Here is a 19764-nt window from a genome sequence, read left to right as displayed (position 1 = left end):
GGCGGCCACACGAACCAGGAAACCGGCATCGTCCGCTAAAGGAAATCTGTCTGCTGGCAAATTATATATATTATGTGTGCTTGCGTTTCTGGCTTCTTCTATTTTCCAGAAAATGGGGATTGATATAGCCAATTATATCTGTGCGCTTACCGGGCTTGTACTTTTTGTACTGGCTGTGAGGAAATATTTCAGGAAATAAAATTTCCCTGTTTTTACATGTGATATGTCAACCCTGATTGGCATCCAATCGTTTTTCTAATTCCCGGATTATAAACGCTATTTGAGAATCATCCAACTGATTGAATAATCTCACTTTTTGATTTTTATAAGTGAATCCGATTTGACCAATGGTCATTAGCCACATGATGGCGCGGATAATTCTCTGTTTTTGTAATCCTTGTAAAACGTATTTGTTCAGTTCATCTGTCGCATAACCCAAATAGTGCGTTGGATTTTTGATGTCGCGTACATTTCTGATCTGTGATAAATCGTATACCTTTTTCTTTGTCAAAAAAGTCCCGGATTTTTGATGTGTCAGTTGCTTTCCATCAATGATGATTTGTTCCTTTCCCCTAATTAGCCACAAAAATTTCCGTAATCCGATTATTCCAAAAATTGGTACTACCAGCCCGAAGTATATCAGAAACTCAAGATTGACTATTGGCTTATCTGCAAAGGCCTGAATGATATTCAGTGGCATAACGGCCATGACAAAAAAGAATAGGATTGAAAAGTAACTGTTCCGTGAATTATTTTTGGCGATGAAAACACCATCACGAATTTCAAAATGGAAATATTTTCGGTTTATTCCACTTAACATTAAGTCGGCGATTGCCATTTGAAGCTTTCCAAAAATCTGGAACATGTAAGCTGTTTTAGGATTGATGCGAATCAGTCAATCACCGCATTTATTTTCTGCCACAACTGATCGTCGAAATCTGAAAGCGCAAAATTAGTCCCGTCCGCAGAATCTCCCATCCGAACGATTACCAGTTTTTTAGATGGAACAATGTAGATTTTCTGGTCGTTTTTGCCCAAAGCCATGAACAGATCGGCAGGCGCATCCGGTATCAGGCTTCCCGGTATTTCGAGTTGGGATTGCGGCAAATGATAACTTTCTTCTCCGTTGATCCACCATAAATAGCCGTATGATTTATTGATTTGCTGGGACGTATGTGTCGCCTCGTCGATATAATCGGATGGGACAACTTGTTCGTTTTGCCATTTTCCATTGTTCGAAATCAACAGGCCGAAACGTGCCATACTCCTCGTCGTGCTCCAATATACACTCAAATCGCCGGTCTGTATCCAGCTTCCGCTCATGCCTATTTTGTCCCGGAGTTGTGTGTTGAAGTAATTGGTCCAGCTTTGTCCAGAAGCGGCAGCCACAACATCCTGTAATTTCACATAGACATTGTCATAGGCCCAACGAGTTCCGGCGTCGGCAGCATATTCAAGGCAATCGGGCGATACACAATCATCGTTACCTTCGTCCATGATTCCGGAAGACATGGTCAGCAAATGCCGCAAAGAGATTTGGTTTTCCTGTGCCATCGTTTCGCTTGTCCAGCCTTGCCCCAGATAATCGGAAACCGGATCTGATATTGAAAGAAATCCTTGCTGCTGCGCGATTCCTGTCATCGTAGAAGTCAGCGTCTTTCCGGCGCTTGCCCAATACCACGGTGTTACTGCCGAATGATCGTTGAAATATTCTTCTAAAACAATTCTTCCATTGTATAAGACTATAAAACTTTTGCTGTGTTTTAGTTCAAGAAAATCGAGTAGTGGCTGTACTTCTGCCTCGTTCCAGCCTAAGGTGTCCAATGATTTTGTCTGCCAGGTATCAGATCCAATTGGTGGGAAATAGATGGCTTCTTGAGGAGTTTCCGATGTTGTGGTTGTATCGTCGGATGAACTGCAGGACAAAAGGGAAAGCAACATCGCGGGCACTAAGATCAGTCGTTTCATAACAAAATTTAAAGGCAGACAGGTAAAGATAACAAAAGGTTTAAGTTGGCGGTATTTTTTGCCGATGTTCATAAATCGGTTCCCCATATTCCGAATCTGCCAAAGTAACAACGTACTTTTGCGACATGAGAAAATGCATTGCAATACTGGTCGTTTCCCTGATGTTGTCGTCTTGCGCAAAAGTCAGCAAGGAAGATTTGTCGCTGCTCAACGGCTACTGGCAGATTGAAAAGGTGGTACTGGCAGACGGAACCGACAAAGACTACTCGGCCAATACGAGTTATGATTATTTTGAGATCAAAGGAACGTCGGGTTTCCGACAGAAAGTAATGCCTCAGTATGACGGCTCTTTCCTGACCAATACGGTCAAAGAATCATTTACTGTTGTGTTTTCAGATGAAGTGCCGCGCATGGATTACAAGACAGATTTCGCCAAATGGAGCGAGCAACTCGAAACGTTAGATAAAAATCATCTTGTTGTGAAGAATTCGGCAAACATCGAATACCACTACAAAAAAGCGGCACCGATAAATTTACTTGGAGATGGCAAAGCGACTAAGTAACGACAGCCCGATAGGCGACGTGCTCAAACAAATCATCGACCAGAACAAGCTGCAACCCGGAATGGACCAGATTGCCGTGGAGCAGGCGTGGCTGACGCTTTTGGGTAACGGCGTCAAAAGTTATACGCGCAAAGTCACTTTCAGGAACGGAACTATTTATGCCGAACTGACTTCGGCCGTGCTTCGGGAGGAATTGTCTTACGGCAAATCAAAAATCATCGCGATGATCAATGAGGAACTGAAGCGGGAAGTAGTGAAGGAAGTTGTGCTGAGATAGAAGTAGTTGCTTTTAAACGATAAATAAAAAACCTGCTTGAATAAAAGCAGGTTTTTTTGTGTCTTTCGTCTTTCGTCTTTCGTCTTTCGTCATTCATCATTCATCATTAAAGGCTTTCATACGTACTCGAAAACCCGTCGGCAAATTCATCATTGAGGTGAAGGATGTCATTTGAGATTTCAAACGATTGTTTCATGTCTTCGGGGAAAATCAACATCGTCGCTTCTCCTCCAAAAATAGAAGGCTGGATGTCGATGGTGTAAGCAGATTCAGAGGCAAGTGTGCCGTTTACATAACGCTTGACGCTTGTATCTGAAATAGTCAGGGTGATTGTATTCCCGGTAGATTCAGGCGATTCAGTCACACCTGCCAAACCTCCCGTCGATTGTATCCAGTTCCATTGTCCGATGATTTGGGTGTTTGCTGCAACCGGATTTGAATTGTCATCGCTGCTGCAACCCAATATGGTCATCAGCAAAGTGAGTAAAATGAGTGCGCATAGGTTCTTTTTCATGATTCGATTATGTATTGGTTTGAAATACAGATTGTGGAATCTGCAATCCGTTGCGTGACAAAAATTAAATTGATCCGCGGCAAAAGTGTGAAAAAGTGTTTTAGAAATTCTATTTCACAACCCTTTTCGTGTTAAACGTAATTTCAATCCTGAATTAACACAGATTCCGTGTTAAATGGTTCCTAAACTTAAGTTTAACACGAATCCGGTGTTAATTTGCTTTTCCAATACAATTTAACACAAAAAATCCCGCTTGAAAAAGCAGGATTTTTATATTGTTTGCCCATAAGAGCGAGGCAAATCGAATTAGAACTGCTCGCGGCCCGCAAAATGAAATGCGCCTTCAATAGCTGCATTTTCATCGCTGTCAGAACCGTGAACCGCATTCTCACCAATTGATTTGGCGTATTTTTTACGGATAGTACCTTCGGCTGCATCGGCAGGATTTGTCGCGCCGATCAAAGTACGGAAAGCTTCAACTGCATTGTCTTTTTCAAGAATCGCCGCCACGATTGGGCCACGTGTCATGAATTCGACCAGTTCTCCAAAAAAGGGACGAGCATTGTGTACGGCGTAAAAAGCCTGCGCGTCAGCAGTAGTAAGTTGGGTCAGTTTCAACGAAACGATTTTAAAACCAGCTTCGGTAATCATATTCAGGATTCCGCCAATGTTTCCCGCTTCAACGGCATCCGGCTTAATCATGGTAAATGTTCTGTTAGTAGCCATAAGAGTGTTTAGATTTAACTTGTTTTTGTCGGCCTTGGTTTAAAGCGCGTGCAAAAGTAAGGTTCTTTGGGCAGAATCTAAAATGTATTTATGGCAGAATATTTCCCTTAGATATACGTTGCAAAATATCTTTCTAACATTTAACATTAGATACATAAAAAATGTATCACGCAATATTCGGGATTTCGTAGGGATGGCATTGGCCCCTCCCCGGTTTCAAGGTATGCCTTTCCAAAATTCCACCATTACACAAAAAATGTATAAAATGTTAAACTTTCACAAATGGCCATATCGCTATTAAGACAGACAGAATCTGACTGAATCAAATAACTAAAACAGCGAACGATTGCGAAAATGGATCGAGTTCTTCTATTAATTTCGGAATCAGCCCGCTACCGGTTTCAATGAAGATTTGGGAGAAATTCGCCTGCCGCTCCTGAAGGCCGCGGTTCGGGAAAAGCTCATCCTGCAAAGTCGATACCCGTTCCAGATGGTCTTCGAATTTGCGTCTCTGTGCCTTGAGAAGCCGTTTTTCAAGATTGTCCAATCCGTGAAGCTGTTTCTTTTCCTGGGCTTTCACGGCACCTGAAAAGGAAGGGTCGGTCTGGTCTGCCAATTTGAAGAGATAGGCGAATTGGTCTTCGAGTATTTTTTTCTGAGGACTCAAATCGACTGGAAATTCACTCAGGTTCTTGGTGATTTTGTTTTCGAGGTCGATGCGTTTGAGGAATAAATCAGGCCAGTTTAAATGCAGTGCCTTTAATTTTGTATGTTGTTTTTCAGATGCGACCAACACGGAATTCCGAACCATCACTATAGGAAAAGGAACTTCCTGGCTTTCAAAAAAAGCTTTGAGTTCTAGCCAATAGGCAATTTCTCCGCCGCCGCCAATATAGGCCAGATTCGGCAAAATCACTTCCTGATACAGCGGGCGCATGATAACGTTAGGGCTGAATTTTTCCGGATAAGCCATCAGTTCATCCCGAAGCTCCGTTTTTGAAAACCATTTATTGGTCCCAAAAATCCGATAGCCGTCGTTTTCTTCCACAATCCGTTCGCGAAGACCGTCATCGAGATAGAACAGGTTGATTTCACGCGGATTCACCTGAACCGTATAACCTTTCATGGTCCGGATCGATTCGTTCACCACGCCGTAAGCCGTTTGGTTCTCCAGATCGTTTTGCATGTATGGGATGAATTCACGCTTTAAATCGGTATCATCTCCATCGATGATCACGAGTCCGTATTCGCCAAAAAGCTCGTTTGCCAACCATCGCGTAGCCCTGGCCAAATCTGGATTTTCGAGATACGCTTTGGTAAATAATTTCCGCAAGGCATCGGCGTTTTTGGAAATTCCCAATTCCAGCGAAAACAATTCGAAGACACTTTCGAGGTCTTTTGTCGTCAATCGTCCAACGGCACCAGAACTTTCACGGTTCCAACGGAATTTTTTTCCTTTAAAATTGAAGTAATTGATTTCCTCGAAATCGTGGTCTTCGGTCGCCATCCAATACACCGGGACAAATTCGTTTTCAGGATATTCCGCTTTTAATTTTTTCGACAGATTGATTACCGTCACAATTTTGTACAAAAAGTACAATGGGCCGGTGAATAAATTCAGCTGATGCCCCGTGGTTACGGTAAATGTGTTGTGATTGATAAGGCTTTCAAGGTTCTGCCGTGTCTGGAGTGTTGCATCTGTTTTTTCGTATTGACGTCTTAAAGAAGCCACAAGAACCGACCTTTTTTCAGCCGTAAACCATTCCTTTTTTTCCTCGACCTGATACCGGAACGATTCCACTTCCGGAAACCGTCCGGATAAATGTGAAACCGATGGCTTGCGGTCCAGATAATCTGTGATAAGTTGGGTGAAGTATCCGGAATCTTGGTAGGAAATACAGTCCGAGGGCATAATGCAGGCGTTTGGCCCCAAAGGTACGAAATGACGTGCGTAATTGAATTACCGTTTCAATGCAAAGTGCCCGCGGAATTCATGTCCGTTTCTGTTTACGAGAAACCAATAATCTTCAGACGGAAGCGGCTGGCCGTTGAACGTGCCGTCCCATCCAGGACTAGTTGGACTGAGTTCGCGTAATAATTTTCCGAAACGGTCGAAAATGCGTATTTCCATTTCAGGTTCGGTATCGGACAATTTTATTTTCCAGAAGTCATTGTAACCGTCTCCGTTCGGCGTGAAAAAATACGGATACATCAGGAGATTGACGGTTTGGGTGACAAATCCGCAATGGTATTTATCATTGACATACACTGTATACTGTCCGCTCAAGAGATTGGTAAACAGGTTGGAATCCTGATAATTCAGGCCATCAAGCGAATATTCATAATTACCCGGGAATTGTGTTTCAATAGCTACAGTATTTTGGTTTGCGGTCCAATCGGAAATAATGACTTGTGAAATTACAGGCGCTTGCGAGGCTATTACGGTGAAGTTTGAACTATCCGAACAGATTGTTCCGCCTCTAAAATCTTTGGTTACAGTGAGTGAGTATTCTCCCGGATTTGAAATCACTAAGGTAGGTGAAGTATCTCCGGTAGACCATTGATACGAATCATAATCAAAATTTGGGACGATTGTCACCGATTGTGACTGACAAACCGGAATGATATCCGGGATCAGTATTGGTGCGAGCGTGTGTAAGGTCAGGGTTATTTGAGCAATGCCATAACAATTCACGTTTGGTGGCATGACGCGGACATAAATGATGTTTGGCCCGGTTTGCAATTGAAAATGGGAGAAATCTGTTATTTCATCAGCAATAATTTGATTTTCTGCCGATTCATGGCTTGTGTAATAGGCAAACTGATAACTGCTGTCAGGATTAATTTGGGAATTATAGTCAGATAGATCTGTTTCCTCTGTTCCGTCACTTCCTGAATCGCACAAAGCAGCATTAACGTCAAGTGCCGGAATAGATGCCAGGAAAGAAACTGTGACGGCAAGCCTTTGGAAACTTTCGCAAGTATTGACGGTCTGTGAGGCAAAATAACTATTTCCATCAATCAATGGTGTGGATGAGGCAAGAACATTCCCTCCGTTACTCGCATCATGCCAAATGACATTGGTGCCGGTGGCTTCAAGATCTGCAACTGTCGGATTCTGGTTCGGGCAAAAAATCTGGATATTATCACCGGTCGGGGCTTCATCTGAAATTATGACTGTCACACTCACGGTGGTATCACATCCCGGATTTCCGGAAATAGTACATCGATAAACACCACTGTTTATGCTTTGTGCGTTGCCGATAACAGGATTCGGGCTTGTCGAACTGAAATTGTCAGGCCCCGTCCACGAATAACTGACTCCGCCCGACGCCTGTAATTCGATTGGGTCGCCTGCACATACCGGTGAATTACTGGACGAAGAAACATGGAATATACATTCCTGGAATTTGACTAAAAAAGAATCCGGAGCACCCGAAAGTTGTTCCTGATGTACCCCAGGCGTCGCGATCTGTAAGGTACTTGTGGTCATTCCGCCAATATAAAAGGTATCGCTGGCACGGTCAAAAGCAATCCTGCTCCCGGTATCGTCTTCTTCCCCTCCGTAATACGTTCCCCAAATGTGTTGTCCGTCGGAATTGAATTTCTGTATAAAATGATCTTTCATTCCCCCGGAAACTTCCTGATAAGTATCCGGCGTTGAAATCCCGTTTGTCAGTTCTGTTTGGCCTACAAAGAAAATATCGCCCGAGCCATTATGTTCCAATTCGGTTATGCGCTCCGGAAAATACGTGGACCAGAACCTGTTTCCGTTTGCGTCAAACCGGGCTACGAAGCCATCATATCCCTGTGTATTCAGTTGGGGGAGAGTTTGAATGAATGCCCCGGGACTGGAAATTCCGGATAGGCTGGAGGTGATGCCTCCTATAACAATGCTGTCAGCCGAATCCAGAGTTACTGCATTGGCATAATCGTAACCTTCGCCTCCAAAATAACTTCCCCAAAGCCTGGAGCCGGATGGAGAAAATGCGGCAAGAAATCCGTCTGGGAATAAGTTGCCCACTTCCTGAAAAGTTCCGGGCGTGGAAATACCATCGGGACTGTTTGTTTGCCCTACACAATAGATGTTTCCGGCAGCATCGGTTTTGCAATCAAGTATGCCATCTTCATTTTGCCCTCCGTAATACGTTCCCCAAAGACGCACGCCTGCACTGGTGAATTTTGCAATGAATGCGTCGCTTTTGCCAAAAGTGGAGAGCTGGTCCTGGTAACTTCCCGGAGTAGAAATATTGGTTCCGCTTTCTGTATTGCCGCATAAGATGATGTTATTGGCACTATCCGTCGTCACCGCTCCGGCAGATTCGTTTCTGACGCCTCCATAAAAGGTGCCCCATAGGCGTTGACCGTCAGGATTGAATTTTATTAAAAAGCCCTCGTAAGCTTCTGATCCATTCTCGAAAGTAAAATGCGTTTCGGGTTGATGGCTGCCGGGAGTGGATATATTGGCATTCTCACTAAAGCTTTCGCCGGCAATAATAGGGTTTCCTAATCCATCGACCGTTACGTCTTCCATTAGGACGTTGCCGTTGCCGCCAACATAAGTTCCCCATAATTGGTTTCCATCCGGCCCGAACTTTGACAAGAATCCATTGAAATAGTCCGGGGAGAAACTTATTTCAAAAGCGCCAGACGTAGCTATGTTATTGCTGCTGGTGGTATTTCCGGAGATAAAGGAATTGCCTGACTGGTCGCAGGCAACGGAGACATTATTTTCTCCCTGGTATCCTCCAAAGTAAGTAGCCCATAGTCGTATCGGAACAGGGTCGACCACTACTGTCTGATCGGTATTTTCATTTGATTTGAATCCGTATACATTTTTCGAGATCTTACGGTATTCCACGCGGATCTGTCTTTCATTTTCTCCTGCGATCCAACTCGAAGGCAATGTTTCATGCATACTGCCAAAGCGCGTGAATATCTCGATGTTTCCATTGGTTATTTTTGTCTTTGCACCTTTGAATCTCATCCGGACATCACTCAGCTTGCCACCTTTGCGTACTATGAGGTTATACTCGACAGGTTTGGACGGATCATCGGGGATAACGAATTCAACATCTATATAAGGATACAAATCCACGTAGGTTATTTTTTTGAATGACCTTACGTTTTCAATCCCGGATTTTCTTTGGGGCAAATAGTAATTTTGGTGTGTCGGCAACTCTTGTCCGGCTACCAATCGGGCTTTTGGATCTGAATCGATAAATTCGACATCGATCCGGTGATATAGTCGGGAAACAAGGGTCGTAGAAGATTTTATAAAATCCGGTGCCTGTCCTTTCTCAGGTTGCATTTTATTTTCATAAATGTCATATGAGAATCCGTTTTGCTTTAATTGCACATTCAGGCCGGGCATGTTCAGCAAAAACAGTACGTCGGGATTTTCCCTGTTATTCTGGTCGACGATCTGTCCCTTGTTTTGCGTAAAACCAAATCGGCATACAGCCTTTTGCCCCCAAATCAATATGGGCAGCAGTAAACAGGCAATGAATGCTACTTTTTTCATTTTCAACAGATGAAGGCTTCACGTTCTGTAAACGGCCATAATAACCTAAATTAGCAGAAAAAAATTGAATCCCGGAATTTTTCTCCTTACGCCACCATTTACCCAGCTCAATACACCGTATCCGGCCACGGCGTACCTTAAAGGTTTCCTGAATACCAAAGAAATCAATTCGGTTCAGGCAGATTTGGGTATCGATGTAATTCTCGGACTGTTTTCAAAACCGGGGCTTCAGCGGGTTTTTGATACGGCTGATTTGACTGATAGTTCCGATAATTCCAAACGAATTTTTGCACTTAAGCAAGAATATCTCAAGACAATAGATTCCGTAATTCTTTTTCTGCAGGGCCAAAACCCGACACTCGCGCTTCAGATATGCCAGGAAGATTACCTGCCCGAAGCCTCGCGGTTTTCACAGCTCGAAGAACTCGATTGGGCGTTCGGTGCCATGGGATTGCAGGACAAAGCCAAGCATCTGGCGACATTGTATCTCGAAGATTTGTCTGATTTTATCGTGGAATGTGTCGATGAAAATTTCGGGTTCAGCAGATACGCTGAACGTTTGGGCAGGAGCGCGAATTCGTTCGATGAGATTTATAACGAGCTCGATAGCCCGCTGTCATACATCGATACTTTAACCATCGAAATACTTGAGGCAAAACTTCAAACGGTAAATCCAGATTTGGTGCTGATGTCGGTTCCATTTCCCGGCAATCTTTTTTCGGCTTTCCGATGTGCCCAATATATCAGGGAGAACTATCCGACGGTGAAAATTGCCATGGGCGGCGGTTTCCCGAATACGGAACTGCGATCACTTTCCGATTCCCGTGTTTTCGAATTCTTCGATTTCATAACGTTGGACGATGGTGAACTGCCTGTCGAGCTGTTGATAGATTATGTCCAAAACGGCTCGGGTCAATTGAAGCGGACTTTTTTGCTGGAAGATGCGAAAGTGGTTTTCAGGAACGATTCAGCTAAATCAGATTACAAACAAAGCCAGGTAGGAACGCCGGATTATTCCAATCTGCCAATGGACAAATACATTTCCGTCATCGAAATCGTCAATCCAATGCACAGAATGTGGAGCGACGGCCGATGGAACAAACTCACCATGGCCCACGGATGTTATTGGGGAAAATGTACGTTCTGCGATATTTCGCTCGATTATATCAAAATCTATGAGCCCGTTGCCGCTAACCTGCTTTGCGACCGAATGGAAGAACTGATAGTCCAAACCGGCCAGAACGGATTCCATTTTGTCGATGAAGCTGCGCCACCGGCTTTGATGCGGGCTTTGGCTTTGGAAATCCTACGGCGTAAATTGTCGGTTACCTGGTGGACGAACATCCGGTTTGAGAAAAGCTTCACGAGAGATTTGTGCGTGTTGCTCAAAGCATCGGGCTGCATTGCGGTTTCGGGCGGACTTGAAGTCGCTTCGGACAGATTGCTTCAGTTGATAGATAAAGGAGTTACAGTCGCCCAGGTTGCCAACGTCACGCGTCATTTCACCGAAAACGGAATCATGGTGCATGCGTACTTAATGTATGGCTATCCGACTCAAACCGTTCAGGAAACGGTCGATAGCCTTGAAATGGTGCGTCAGTTGTTTGAAGCGGGCGTGCTGCAGTCGGGGTTTTGGCATCAGTTCGCGATGACGGCACATAGTCCGGTGGGTTTGTATCCGGAACAATTCGGTGTCAAAAAGAAAACAGAAAAAACAGGTGCTTTCGCCAATAACGACATTGATTTTAGCGATGCTACCGGAATCGACCATAATCAGTTTAGCTTCGGACTCAAAAAATCCCTGTATAATTTTATGTACGGAATCGGTTTGGATTTTCCTTTGAACGAATGGTTCGATTTTAAGATTCCGAGGACGACGATCCGACCAGATTTCATCGAAAGTAGTTTTATGGATGAAGATGAGCTGAATATGAAACCTACGGCAAAAATTGTCTGGATAGGAGGAAAGCCACAGGTTTCATCGGAGATCAAGACTAAAAAAGGCAGGACTTTTACCAATGCCGTATATTCGTTCCATACGAAAAAAGATTTTTTTACAATCCGGGTTTCCAGTGAGGAAGGCGAGTGGCTTGAAAAGATACTTGATGTCATTTCAGTTTCAGAAGCAAAGACACTGACGTTAGGTCAGTTTAAAAACGATTATGAAAATTCGGGATTGGAAGATTTTGAATTATTCTGGTTTTCCAAATCGATACGGGCGATGAGAGCTAACGGACTTTTGATCTTATGATTTTACGGTTAATCGTAATAAGAAAATATCCCAGACGGCCAGCGTCTTTGGGAATTTGAGATTGTTTTGGCACCTACCTTTCAAGGTTCTGTATTCTCGTGCGTTCTTTTGAATTTGCTTTCTTCTGGATTTGTTTAAAGAAACTGTGTGAATTTTTCTGTGTGAATAATTTCGCGCACAGAAAAGTTCACACAGATGCAAAAAACGGAAGATTTTCGGGATGCCTTTTATTTCGCCCGGTGGAACTTCGGGTTGCATTTTATAATGATTCATTCAGGGAAATTATTACGCACGGCAAAGTTTATTCGGTGCTTCCGAAAAAAAATCCAAGGAAATTTAAGCGAATCCCTTAACCACGGTTTCTATTCCTGAAAAATGTTTTCAGCTGAACTTTTTTGGTTTTGGAGTGAGAGAAATTTAACAACTGATACATAAAAAATGTATCAAAGTTATTTCAGGATTTTGTAGGGAACACCACCGGCCCCTCCCCGTAGCAATATAAGCTTTCCCAGAATCAGGAGGATACATTTTTTCTGCATCAATTAGCTTCGCTCAATTCGGCCAAAGCCTCGGGTGTTAAAAATGAAACCATATATCACTCTTTCCGCTTGTCATGAAGTATGTATAATCCTCCCTGATTATTTTACAACAGCTTTCAGAATGTTGGAAATTTTAAGTTTCCCTTCATTTCAACAATCCACTACTTTTTCTCGCTGAACCGAAATCCAATCCCGTGTAAATTCTCAATCGAAATATTTTCTTCCGATGCCAATATCTTCCGTAAACGCGAAATAAATACGTCAAGGCTTCGTCCCATAAAATAATCATCGTCGCCCCAAAGTGCTTTGAGGATTTCTTCGCGTTTTAAAACAACATTGCGGTTATCGAGAAACAGATGTAGTAATCCGGCTTCGCGTTGGGTTAAAACGATACGCCCTGAATTTGATTTGAGTTCAAAATTGGCGCTGTCAAAAACAAATTGCCCAACGTTATAGGTTGTTTTTCCTGTGGTGGTAAATCGTTGCGACCGTTTGAGGAAGACTTCGATTTTCAAAACCAGCTCCTCAATGCTGAACGGTTTGGTCAGATAATCGTCGGCACCCAGTTTTAATCCGCGGATGCGATCTTCCTTCAGCGATTTAGCCGAAAGGAAAATGATCGGGATATCAGGATTTACTTTCCGGATTGCCGTCGCGAGGTCAAAACCATCCATTTTTGGCATCATGATATCCAGAACGCAGACATCGAAATCCTGATGAGCCAATGTTTGAAGACATGAACTCCCATCAGGACAATGAATCACTTCATACCCTTGTTGTTCAAGATTGTCTTGTGTTAGGAAGGCAAGTGTCTGGTCGTCTTCGGCGTAAAGTATTCTTGGCATTGGCGGCATTTTAATTCGGTATTGAAAGGATTACTGTAATTCCTTTTGATGGATTGTTGCGGACGGAAATCTTCCATCCGTGAAGCAGGCAAATTTTTTTGACATAGTATAATCCAAGGCCAAATCCGTTTACTTCATTGCTTCTTGAATTTGGGATACGATAGAATCTGTCAAAAATATTCGGGATTTTTTCTGTTGGAATCCCGATTCCGTTATCTGAAAATTCGAGCTTTGTCAATTGTTTTTCGGATAAAATCCTAATTGAAATTTCAGGTTTTCCGTCGCAATATTTTATCGAATTGTCAATCAGGTTGTAGACGATATTGGTGAAATGGAATGGATCTGCCTGGATTGAAATGTCATCTTTCGCATCGATTGAAATGTCGGCGAGAGTGTGTTTGAGTCGCATTGTTTCCGCGGCTTCATTCAAAACCGATGCTAATTTGACGGGTTTCTTATCCAACTCCATCGGTACCGAATCGCTTTTTGCAATAGTCAGGATTTCGCCTATGTGGCTGTTTAGTTTATTGCTTTGCCCGATGATGATGTTGGTGTATTTGCTCAGTTTTTCATCGCCGGAAATTTGCGGTTGCCGGCTCAGGTAATTCGATGCGAGCAATATGGACGAAAGTGGCGTCTTGAACTCATGCGTCATGTTGTCGATGAAGTCGCGTTGCAGTTCCGAATATCTTTTCTGTTGCAGGATGATGACGATTGAGTAGACATAAATCAATAAGATGATTACGAGAGCCACGGAAAGACCAATCCAGAAAAGCAGCGATTTGAGCAGATATGGGCGTTCGTTCGGGAACCGTATCGCAAAATAATAGACGAGGTTTTTGTGCTTGGGGAAATAAACGGATTTTTTTCCTTCGGCTTTGTTCGATGCCGATATATAGTTGCCGTACACCATTTCATCACTTTGGCAATTGTACATGGCATATTCAAAGTCGGTGCGGATGTCGCTTTTCTCGAATTCGCTTTTGAGATAGAATTCAAGGATATCGGGTTCAAAATCGTTGTTGATATTTACGATGTAATAGTCGTTCGAAACTTTTACAACGGGGTTTTCACCAGGCAATTCAATCTTTGTCCCTTCATATAATTTACGCGCGACTTCGAGTAATGCAATGTGTACCTTTTGTGAAAACTTCTTTTCCTCAAGCGAGTATGCCTGGCGCGTCCAAAGCAATTGGGCTATGAGAATGCCAACGATAGCGACAAGCCCGATAACCATGATGAGATTGAATTTCCGCAGTTTCATGTTGCAATAGTAGGCAAAATCCTGAGCCGATTTTTCGCTTAACAAGTCGTTAACAAACGTTTGAATCTGATTAACAAGGACCAATAACAAGGCCGGATACTTTTGGCATATAAATCATCCAGGAATTATAAACTTAAAAGTATCCTTATGAAAAAACTTTGCGTTACCCTGTTTTCAGCTTTCGCGCTGATGTCATTTACAGTGAAACCTATGGCCGGAAATCCAATCGTCAAAACTTCTACTGCGTCTGCAGTTGCTTGGAAATCAGAAGCTATCAGTTTGGGAGACATTCCCCAAGGCAAACCCAAAGAGGTTGAATTCTCGTTCACAAATACCGGAAAGTCAGATGTCATCATCACCAATGTCAAGGCTTCGTGCGGGTGTACGACTACAGATTACACCAAAACACCGGTCAAACCAGGCGAAACGGCATTTGTAAAAGCTACTTTCAATGCTGCGAATAAAGGAGCCTTCTCTAAAACACTTACCGTAACCACCAATGCAGATGCCGAACCGAAAATCCTGAATTTCAAAGGCACGGTTATCTGAAATTACTTCTGGAAATAAAAAAGGCGCTCCGTAATGGGCGCCTTTTTTTGTATTATCTACTGATTAGACAACTTCTCCGTACAAGTCGAATTCCGTTGCATCACTAATTTTAATCATCGCGAATTCTCCGGTTTTCAAATAAGCAGATGACGCATCTATCAAAACCTCATTATCTACATCCGGACTGTCGAATTCAGTTCGTCCCACAAAATATTGTCCTTCTTTGCGGTCAATGATACAACGAAATGTCTGCCCGATTTTTTCCTGGTTCAAATCCCACGAAATCTGTGATTGCAACTCCATGATTTCATTGGCGCGCTGTTGTTTTACATCTGCCGGAACATCATCTTCAAGCAAATACGCATGTGTGTTTTCTTCATGTGAATACGCAAAACAACCTAGACGTTCAAAACGCATTTCCTGTACCCAATCCTTTAGAATCTGGAAATCTTCTTCGGTTTCACCTGGGTAGCCTACAATTAAAGTGGTGCGTATCGTCATACCGGGAACAGCTTCGCGAAATTCCTTGAGCAATTTTGTCGTCTTTTCCTGAGTCGTTCCGCGACGCATTGATTTCAGGATTTTGTCAGAAATATGCTGCAATGGAATGTCAAGATAATTACAGATTTTTGGTTCGCGTTTCATCAGTTCGAGAACATCCATTGGGAAACCTGTCGGAAAAGCATAATGCAAACGAATCCATTCAATGCCTTCGATAGCCGCAAGCGCTTCAAGAAGTTCAGAAAGATTACGTTTCTTATATAAATCCAAACCGTAATAGGTCAAATCCTGTGCAATCAATATCAATTCCTTAACTCCGTCTTTTGCCAGATTCTGGGCTTCTTTGACCAGTTTTTCAATCGGTTGTGAAACGTGTTTTCCACGCATGATCGGAATGGCGCAAAAGGAGCAAGGCCGGTCGCAACCTTCGGCAATTTTAAGATAAGCGTAGTTTTTTGGTGTCGTCGTCAATCTTTCGCCCAATAACTCGTGACGATAATCGGCGCCTAAAGCTTTGAGCAATAATGGCAATTCCGTCGTTCCGAAATATTGGTCAATGTTCGGGATTTCCTTTTCAAGATCAGGGCGATATCTTTCTGACAGACATCCGGTAACGAATACCTTATCTACAATGCCGCGTTCTTTTTTGTCGGCATATTCCAGAATGGTATTTACTGATTCCGCTTTTGCATTGTCAATAAATCCGCAGGTATTGATTACAATGATGTTGCCTTCATTGGCTTCATGGGAAACATCTTTGCCGCTTGCTTTGAGCTGGCCCATAAGCACTTCACTGTCATACACATTCTTGGAACAGCCAAGTGTGATGACGTTTATTTTATTCTTTTTCAGCGATTTGGTCCTCATGATACAAGCCTTTTTGGGAGCGCAAAAGTACGGATTTATGTTTAATGGGGAAATTAGTTAACAGAATGAACAATTAATGATTAACAATTAATAATTAATCGTGTTCGGGAATTTTTAATTGTTCATTATTAATTATTAATTGATTTGGAGCTTTTTCCTGCTGCCCGCTCTTAATCTTTCTTCAAAGACCGTCTATTTGCAGAACTGCCGCACGAGCTTCCGTTGGTCGCTGTGCGGCAGTTGCAAATCGTACGCTTTTTGTGCAAAAGGATAACCGCTTGCATCAGGGCTAATCACGTATCAAATAATCCGGTTTTAGTGCAATGATACTGGGGTCATATAATGATTCAACGTCATAAAGAAACCAATGAAAAGGCCGATTCCGCCTATAAAGAAGACACTTTCGGCAATGCGGAATTTTCTGGGTTTCAGATTGAAAAACAAATTGACGGCTATTCCAAGATAAATGATAAACAAAAAGGCAGTCAGGTCTGTCATCAGGATTTTGTGGGCTCCAAGTATTTTGGGGTTCATTTCAAGCATTTCGGTAATGGTGATTCCGAAGAACACAAAGGTCCAAATCCAGAAAAAAGCTATTCCGGCATTCTTTTGATTACGTTTCATAATTGAGTGGTATATACTCAAATTTACGACTAAATCGATTTAGATATACTGAAAATTCTCATAAAAAAACCCGCCCCTGAACCGGAAAGCGGACTTTTTCTCAGAATTGATGTAAATTTTTACAAATCGAACATCAAGGACATGGTTATATTGTTGTTTTTGATAGTTCCTGACGCGCTATCGGTCAAACCTGTCTGGTAAAATTGCTGCTCGAAATCACGTTGCCAATAGGAATAGGCAAAATCAAGTTTGGTCCGTCCGAAGGTAAATCCCAACCCACCGGAAAATCCGTTTAAATCGCCAATTGTCCTTCCGTTTTCATAAGGACTGGATTCATTTCTATAACCGCCACGGATGCTGACAAGTCCAATCCTGTATTCGGCACCGACACGAAATTCGCCAGCAATTCCCAGTTGATTGGAAATAGATGAATTGATCGGGCTGAATTCACTATCTCCACTGAATCTTGAATTCCCGTAATCTTTAAGTGAGTAATCGGCACTTATCAAACCGCTCTTTCCAAAAATGTAGGCAAGGCTTCCGGTCCATTTTCCAGGATTGCGTAATCGGTATGTTTTGTAAATATTAATTACATCGGGCGCTACAAGGACACCTTGTACCTGATCTGAGCCTTGGGTGTAATCGGTCTGGAGGGTTTGGACAAGTTTATCATTGAGCCACATCCATGTTGGTGACTGATAGGAAACTCCGGCGCGGAATGCATCGGTGATTTTATAAATGGTCCCAACCTGAAGCGAAACCCCGCTGCCGGTAGTAGTATATTCGTTGGTGAATCGCAAAGCCTGGACTCCATTTTGAGGATTGTTGCCGTTATCCTCGTAAAAATCCGTCCATTGGTAGTAATCGGTGAAATGGGCATTTATGTTAGCCCCGAAAGACCATTTGCTACCATATTGCATCGCTAGGTTTGCAGAAAATTTTCCGTTATAACCTCGGGTTTGCTTTGTATATTCCTGATAATAATTTCCCCCAGAAGGAATATTGCTGAAATAGGTGTTATTCTCTGGATTGGTATCATCCATAGGATTTATCACATAGGCCTGATACCCCAAAAAGGCTTGTTGTGCCGGAAATCCTAAACCGCGTGTCTCACCAAGATAAGCGTAAAGATCATCGATGGATTCTCCTTGCATCGTTTGGAGATTCGACAGCGCGACACCTCCATTTGAGTTTGCATAATTGGTGAAGTAGGAGGCAATTGAATTGGTTGGGTTTGTGCCATACGCGAAAAAGTCGTCATCGAAATTATTTGTATTTTCGTAGTTGAAAGAGATGGCGAGCTTTTTCCATTTGCTCGACTCATCCTGATTCTTTAAAACCCATGACCCGCCAAGTTGGTTCAGGTCGAAAGAACTGTGGCTGTCTTTTGACGAAGTGCCAAAATAGGTACTTGTATTTTTCGAATTGTAATTGGTTAAAGAGCCGCCCACAACACTATTGGCAAATACGACAGACCCTGCCGGATTTATCATTATGGCAGACAAATCGCCGCCAAGTGCCCCAAACGCACCGCTCATTGCCCGGAATCTGGCAGTTCCCGTAAGTTGTTCCGATGAATAATTCAAGGCATCATCAACCCCGATTTCCTGTGCTTGAACGCCAGTCATCCCAAAGGCGGCCAAAGCTATATATAGTATTCTTTTCATTATCAATTTTTTATTTCTGTCCAAAAAAATACCTATGCCATTCTGGTTTAGATCAGACAGTCATAGGTAATTTCATAATGTAATTCGATTATCGGCGACCTCCGCCACCGCCACCAGAGCGACCTCCGCCGCCACCTCCGCCACCGGAACGACCACCGCCGTAACCACCACCACCATAACTACCTCCACTAGAGCGGCTTGGTGTATAGCTAGAGTTTGATGAGCCTCGGCCGGAATTTGAAGGAGTGTAAGAGCTGTTGTTCCGTCCTGAATTTGAATAAACAGGACTAAATCCTCTTGATGAAGATGAATTATTACGCCCAGGAGTGTATTGTCTTGTAGAAGTCGTTGTGTAGGTGCGTCCGGTTCGTCCGGCAGTGTTGCTGTATATGCTGTTACGGCCACCGGTATTGACATATGCAGCAGATTGTCTTCCGCGGCTCGGGGTGCTGTATCGGCTTAAACTATTGCGTCCTCCGGCATTATAGCTGTCGCCGCGTCCGCCACGGATTCCTTGATTGTATGAAGGTTGATAATAATTTCCATATCCGTAACCATATCCGTAATAAGGATATCCGTAACCCCAGCCGCCATACCAGCCGCCGCCCCAGTAAGGACCGTAAAAGCCGCCCCAGCCCCAATTCCAGCCCCAGCTATATCCCCAATAAGGACTATACCAGTAGTTGTTCCAGTAATTATATCCCCAATTATTGCCGTAAACATTCACGACAACCTGATCTGTTTCGCTTCCCCAGCTCGCATTTCCAGTTGAATAGCTTTGATTTTGGTTTTGTGCGATTGTATCCTGGACTGATGAATATTCATTTACATCTGTAAATACTTCGTCTTCTCTGAGGGATTGGAAATATTGCTTATAGCCGTTGCCAGATGAAGTAGTGGCTGTAGCAGTATTTTTTTGCTGGTCGCCGTAAATGCCGTCGTTGGAAGCAGTTTGTTTGGAGGCTCCGCAGGAAACCAGTAAAAGACCTAGAAGACCAAGGCCGGCACTGGTATATTTTTTTTTGAGTAATGGGAAAAGGGTTTTCATGGTAGCATTTTTTATAGGTCGAGAACATTGCTGTCCT

General features: G+C 43.1%; 16 protein-coding genes. 4 read left to right on the top strand and 12 right to left on the bottom strand.

All coding sequences use genetic code 11. The features are described from left to right. Nucleotides 1-226: 226 nt before the first annotated feature. Together G6047_RS14630 and G6047_RS14625 are read right to left on the bottom strand one after the other, a co-directional pair. Nucleotides 227-865, bottom strand: a complete 639-nt coding sequence (locus G6047_RS14630; protein WP_169528375.1) for a hypothetical protein — start codon at nt 863-865, stop codon at nt 227-229. A 26-nt stretch (nt 866-891) separates the two neighbouring features. Next, nucleotides 892-1968, bottom strand: a complete 1077-nt coding sequence (locus tag G6047_RS14625) for a serine hydrolase domain-containing protein (protein ID WP_169528374.1) — start codon at nt 1966-1968, stop codon at nt 892-894. A 125-nt stretch (nt 1969-2093) separates the two neighbouring features. On the opposite strand from G6047_RS14625, the gene G6047_RS14620 reads away from it, so the two are divergent. Next, nucleotides 2094-2531, top strand: coding sequence for a lipocalin family protein (locus G6047_RS14620; RefSeq protein WP_169528373.1), 438 nt, complete (start codon nt 2094-2096; stop codon nt 2529-2531). Next, nucleotides 2512-2808: a DUF721 domain-containing protein gene (locus G6047_RS14615; protein ID WP_169528372.1), complete on the top strand. Its 297-nt coding sequence runs from the start codon at nt 2512-2514 to the stop codon at nt 2806-2808. Before G6047_RS14620 ends, G6047_RS14615 begins: the two co-directional genes overlap by 20 nt. A 106-nt stretch (nt 2809-2914) precedes the next feature. On the opposite strand, the gene G6047_RS14610 is transcribed toward G6047_RS14615, so the two are convergent. The 4 genes from G6047_RS14610 to G6047_RS14595 all read right to left on the bottom strand — a co-directional run bounded on the left by G6047_RS14610 (nt 2915) and on the right by G6047_RS14595 (nt 9572). Beyond that, nucleotides 2915-3322: a hypothetical protein gene (locus tag G6047_RS14610; protein WP_169528371.1), complete on the bottom strand. Its 408-nt coding sequence runs from the start codon at nt 3320-3322 to the stop codon at nt 2915-2917. 306 nt (nt 3323-3628) lie between these two features. Next, entirely contained in the window at nt 3629-4048 is a 420-nt protein-coding gene (locus G6047_RS14605) for a nucleoside-diphosphate kinase (RefSeq protein WP_169528370.1), read from the bottom strand. Between the two features lie 322 nt (nt 4049-4370). Next, complete coding sequence (gene bshC / locus G6047_RS14600; RefSeq protein ID WP_169528369.1) at nt 4371-5960, bottom strand: bacillithiol biosynthesis cysteine-adding enzyme BshC; 1590 nt, start codon at nt 5958-5960, stop codon at nt 4371-4373. 48 nt (nt 5961-6008) lie between these two features. Next, nucleotides 6009-9572 (bottom strand): DUF7948 domain-containing protein, encoded by a 3564-nt coding sequence (locus G6047_RS14595; protein WP_169528368.1) that lies wholly within the window; start codon nt 9570-9572, stop codon nt 6009-6011. A 64-nt stretch (nt 9573-9636) separates the two neighbouring features. On the opposite strand from G6047_RS14595, the gene G6047_RS14590 reads away from it, so the two are divergent. Continuing rightward, a complete protein-coding gene (locus tag G6047_RS14590) occupies nt 9637-11823 on the top strand; it encodes a B12-binding domain-containing radical SAM protein (RefSeq protein ID WP_169528367.1) in 2187 nt (728 codons plus the stop codon). 700 nt (nt 11824-12523) lie between these two features. Here the strand turns inward: G6047_RS14590 and G6047_RS14585 are convergent. Further along, on the bottom strand, nt 12524-13207 hold the full coding sequence (locus tag G6047_RS14585; RefSeq protein ID WP_169528366.1) for a response regulator transcription factor: 684 nt from the start codon (nt 13205-13207) through the stop codon (nt 12524-12526). A 10-nt stretch (nt 13208-13217) separates the two neighbouring features. Next, the gene (locus G6047_RS14580; protein ID WP_169528365.1) at nt 13218-14471 is read right to left on the bottom strand and encodes a sensor histidine kinase; all 1254 of its coding nucleotides are present in this window, start codon (nt 14469-14471) and stop codon (nt 13218-13220) included. Between the two features lie 147 nt (nt 14472-14618). Between G6047_RS14580 and G6047_RS14575 the strand changes: the two genes are divergently transcribed. Then, nucleotides 14619-15020, top strand: a complete 402-nt coding sequence (locus G6047_RS14575; protein WP_169528364.1) for a DUF1573 domain-containing protein — start codon at nt 14619-14621, stop codon at nt 15018-15020. A gap of 63 nt (nt 15021-15083) precedes the next feature. Here the strand turns inward: G6047_RS14575 and rimO are convergent, their stop codons facing one another. The 4 genes from rimO to G6047_RS14555 all read right to left on the bottom strand — a co-directional run bounded on the left by rimO (nt 15084) and on the right by G6047_RS14555 (nt 19727). Beyond that, complete coding sequence (gene rimO / locus G6047_RS14570) at nt 15084-16388, bottom strand: 30S ribosomal protein S12 methylthiotransferase RimO (RefSeq protein ID WP_169528363.1); 1305 nt, start codon at nt 16386-16388, stop codon at nt 15084-15086. A 315-nt stretch (nt 16389-16703) separates the two neighbouring features. After that, the gene (locus G6047_RS14565) at nt 16704-17012 is read right to left on the bottom strand and encodes a hypothetical protein (RefSeq protein WP_169528362.1); all 309 of its coding nucleotides are present in this window, start codon (nt 17010-17012) and stop codon (nt 16704-16706) included. Between the two features lie 119 nt (nt 17013-17131). Continuing rightward, nucleotides 17132-18679, bottom strand: a complete 1548-nt coding sequence (locus tag G6047_RS14560) for a transporter (RefSeq protein ID WP_169528361.1) — start codon at nt 18677-18679, stop codon at nt 17132-17134. Nucleotides 18680-18767: 88 nt separating this feature from the next. After that, on the bottom strand, nt 18768-19727 hold the full coding sequence (locus G6047_RS14555) for a hypothetical protein (protein WP_169528360.1): 960 nt from the start codon (nt 19725-19727) through the stop codon (nt 18768-18770). Nucleotides 19728-19764 lie beyond the last annotated feature (37 nt).

Origin of the sequence: Flavobacterium silvaticum, from assembly GCF_012911565.1 — a bacterium.
Taxonomy (GTDB): Bacteria; Bacteroidota; Bacteroidia; order Flavobacteriales; family Flavobacteriaceae; genus Flavobacterium; species Flavobacterium silvaticum.
The sequence above is the reverse complement of the archived record's forward strand: the minus strand, read 5'-3'. Positions and strand labels throughout refer to the sequence as shown.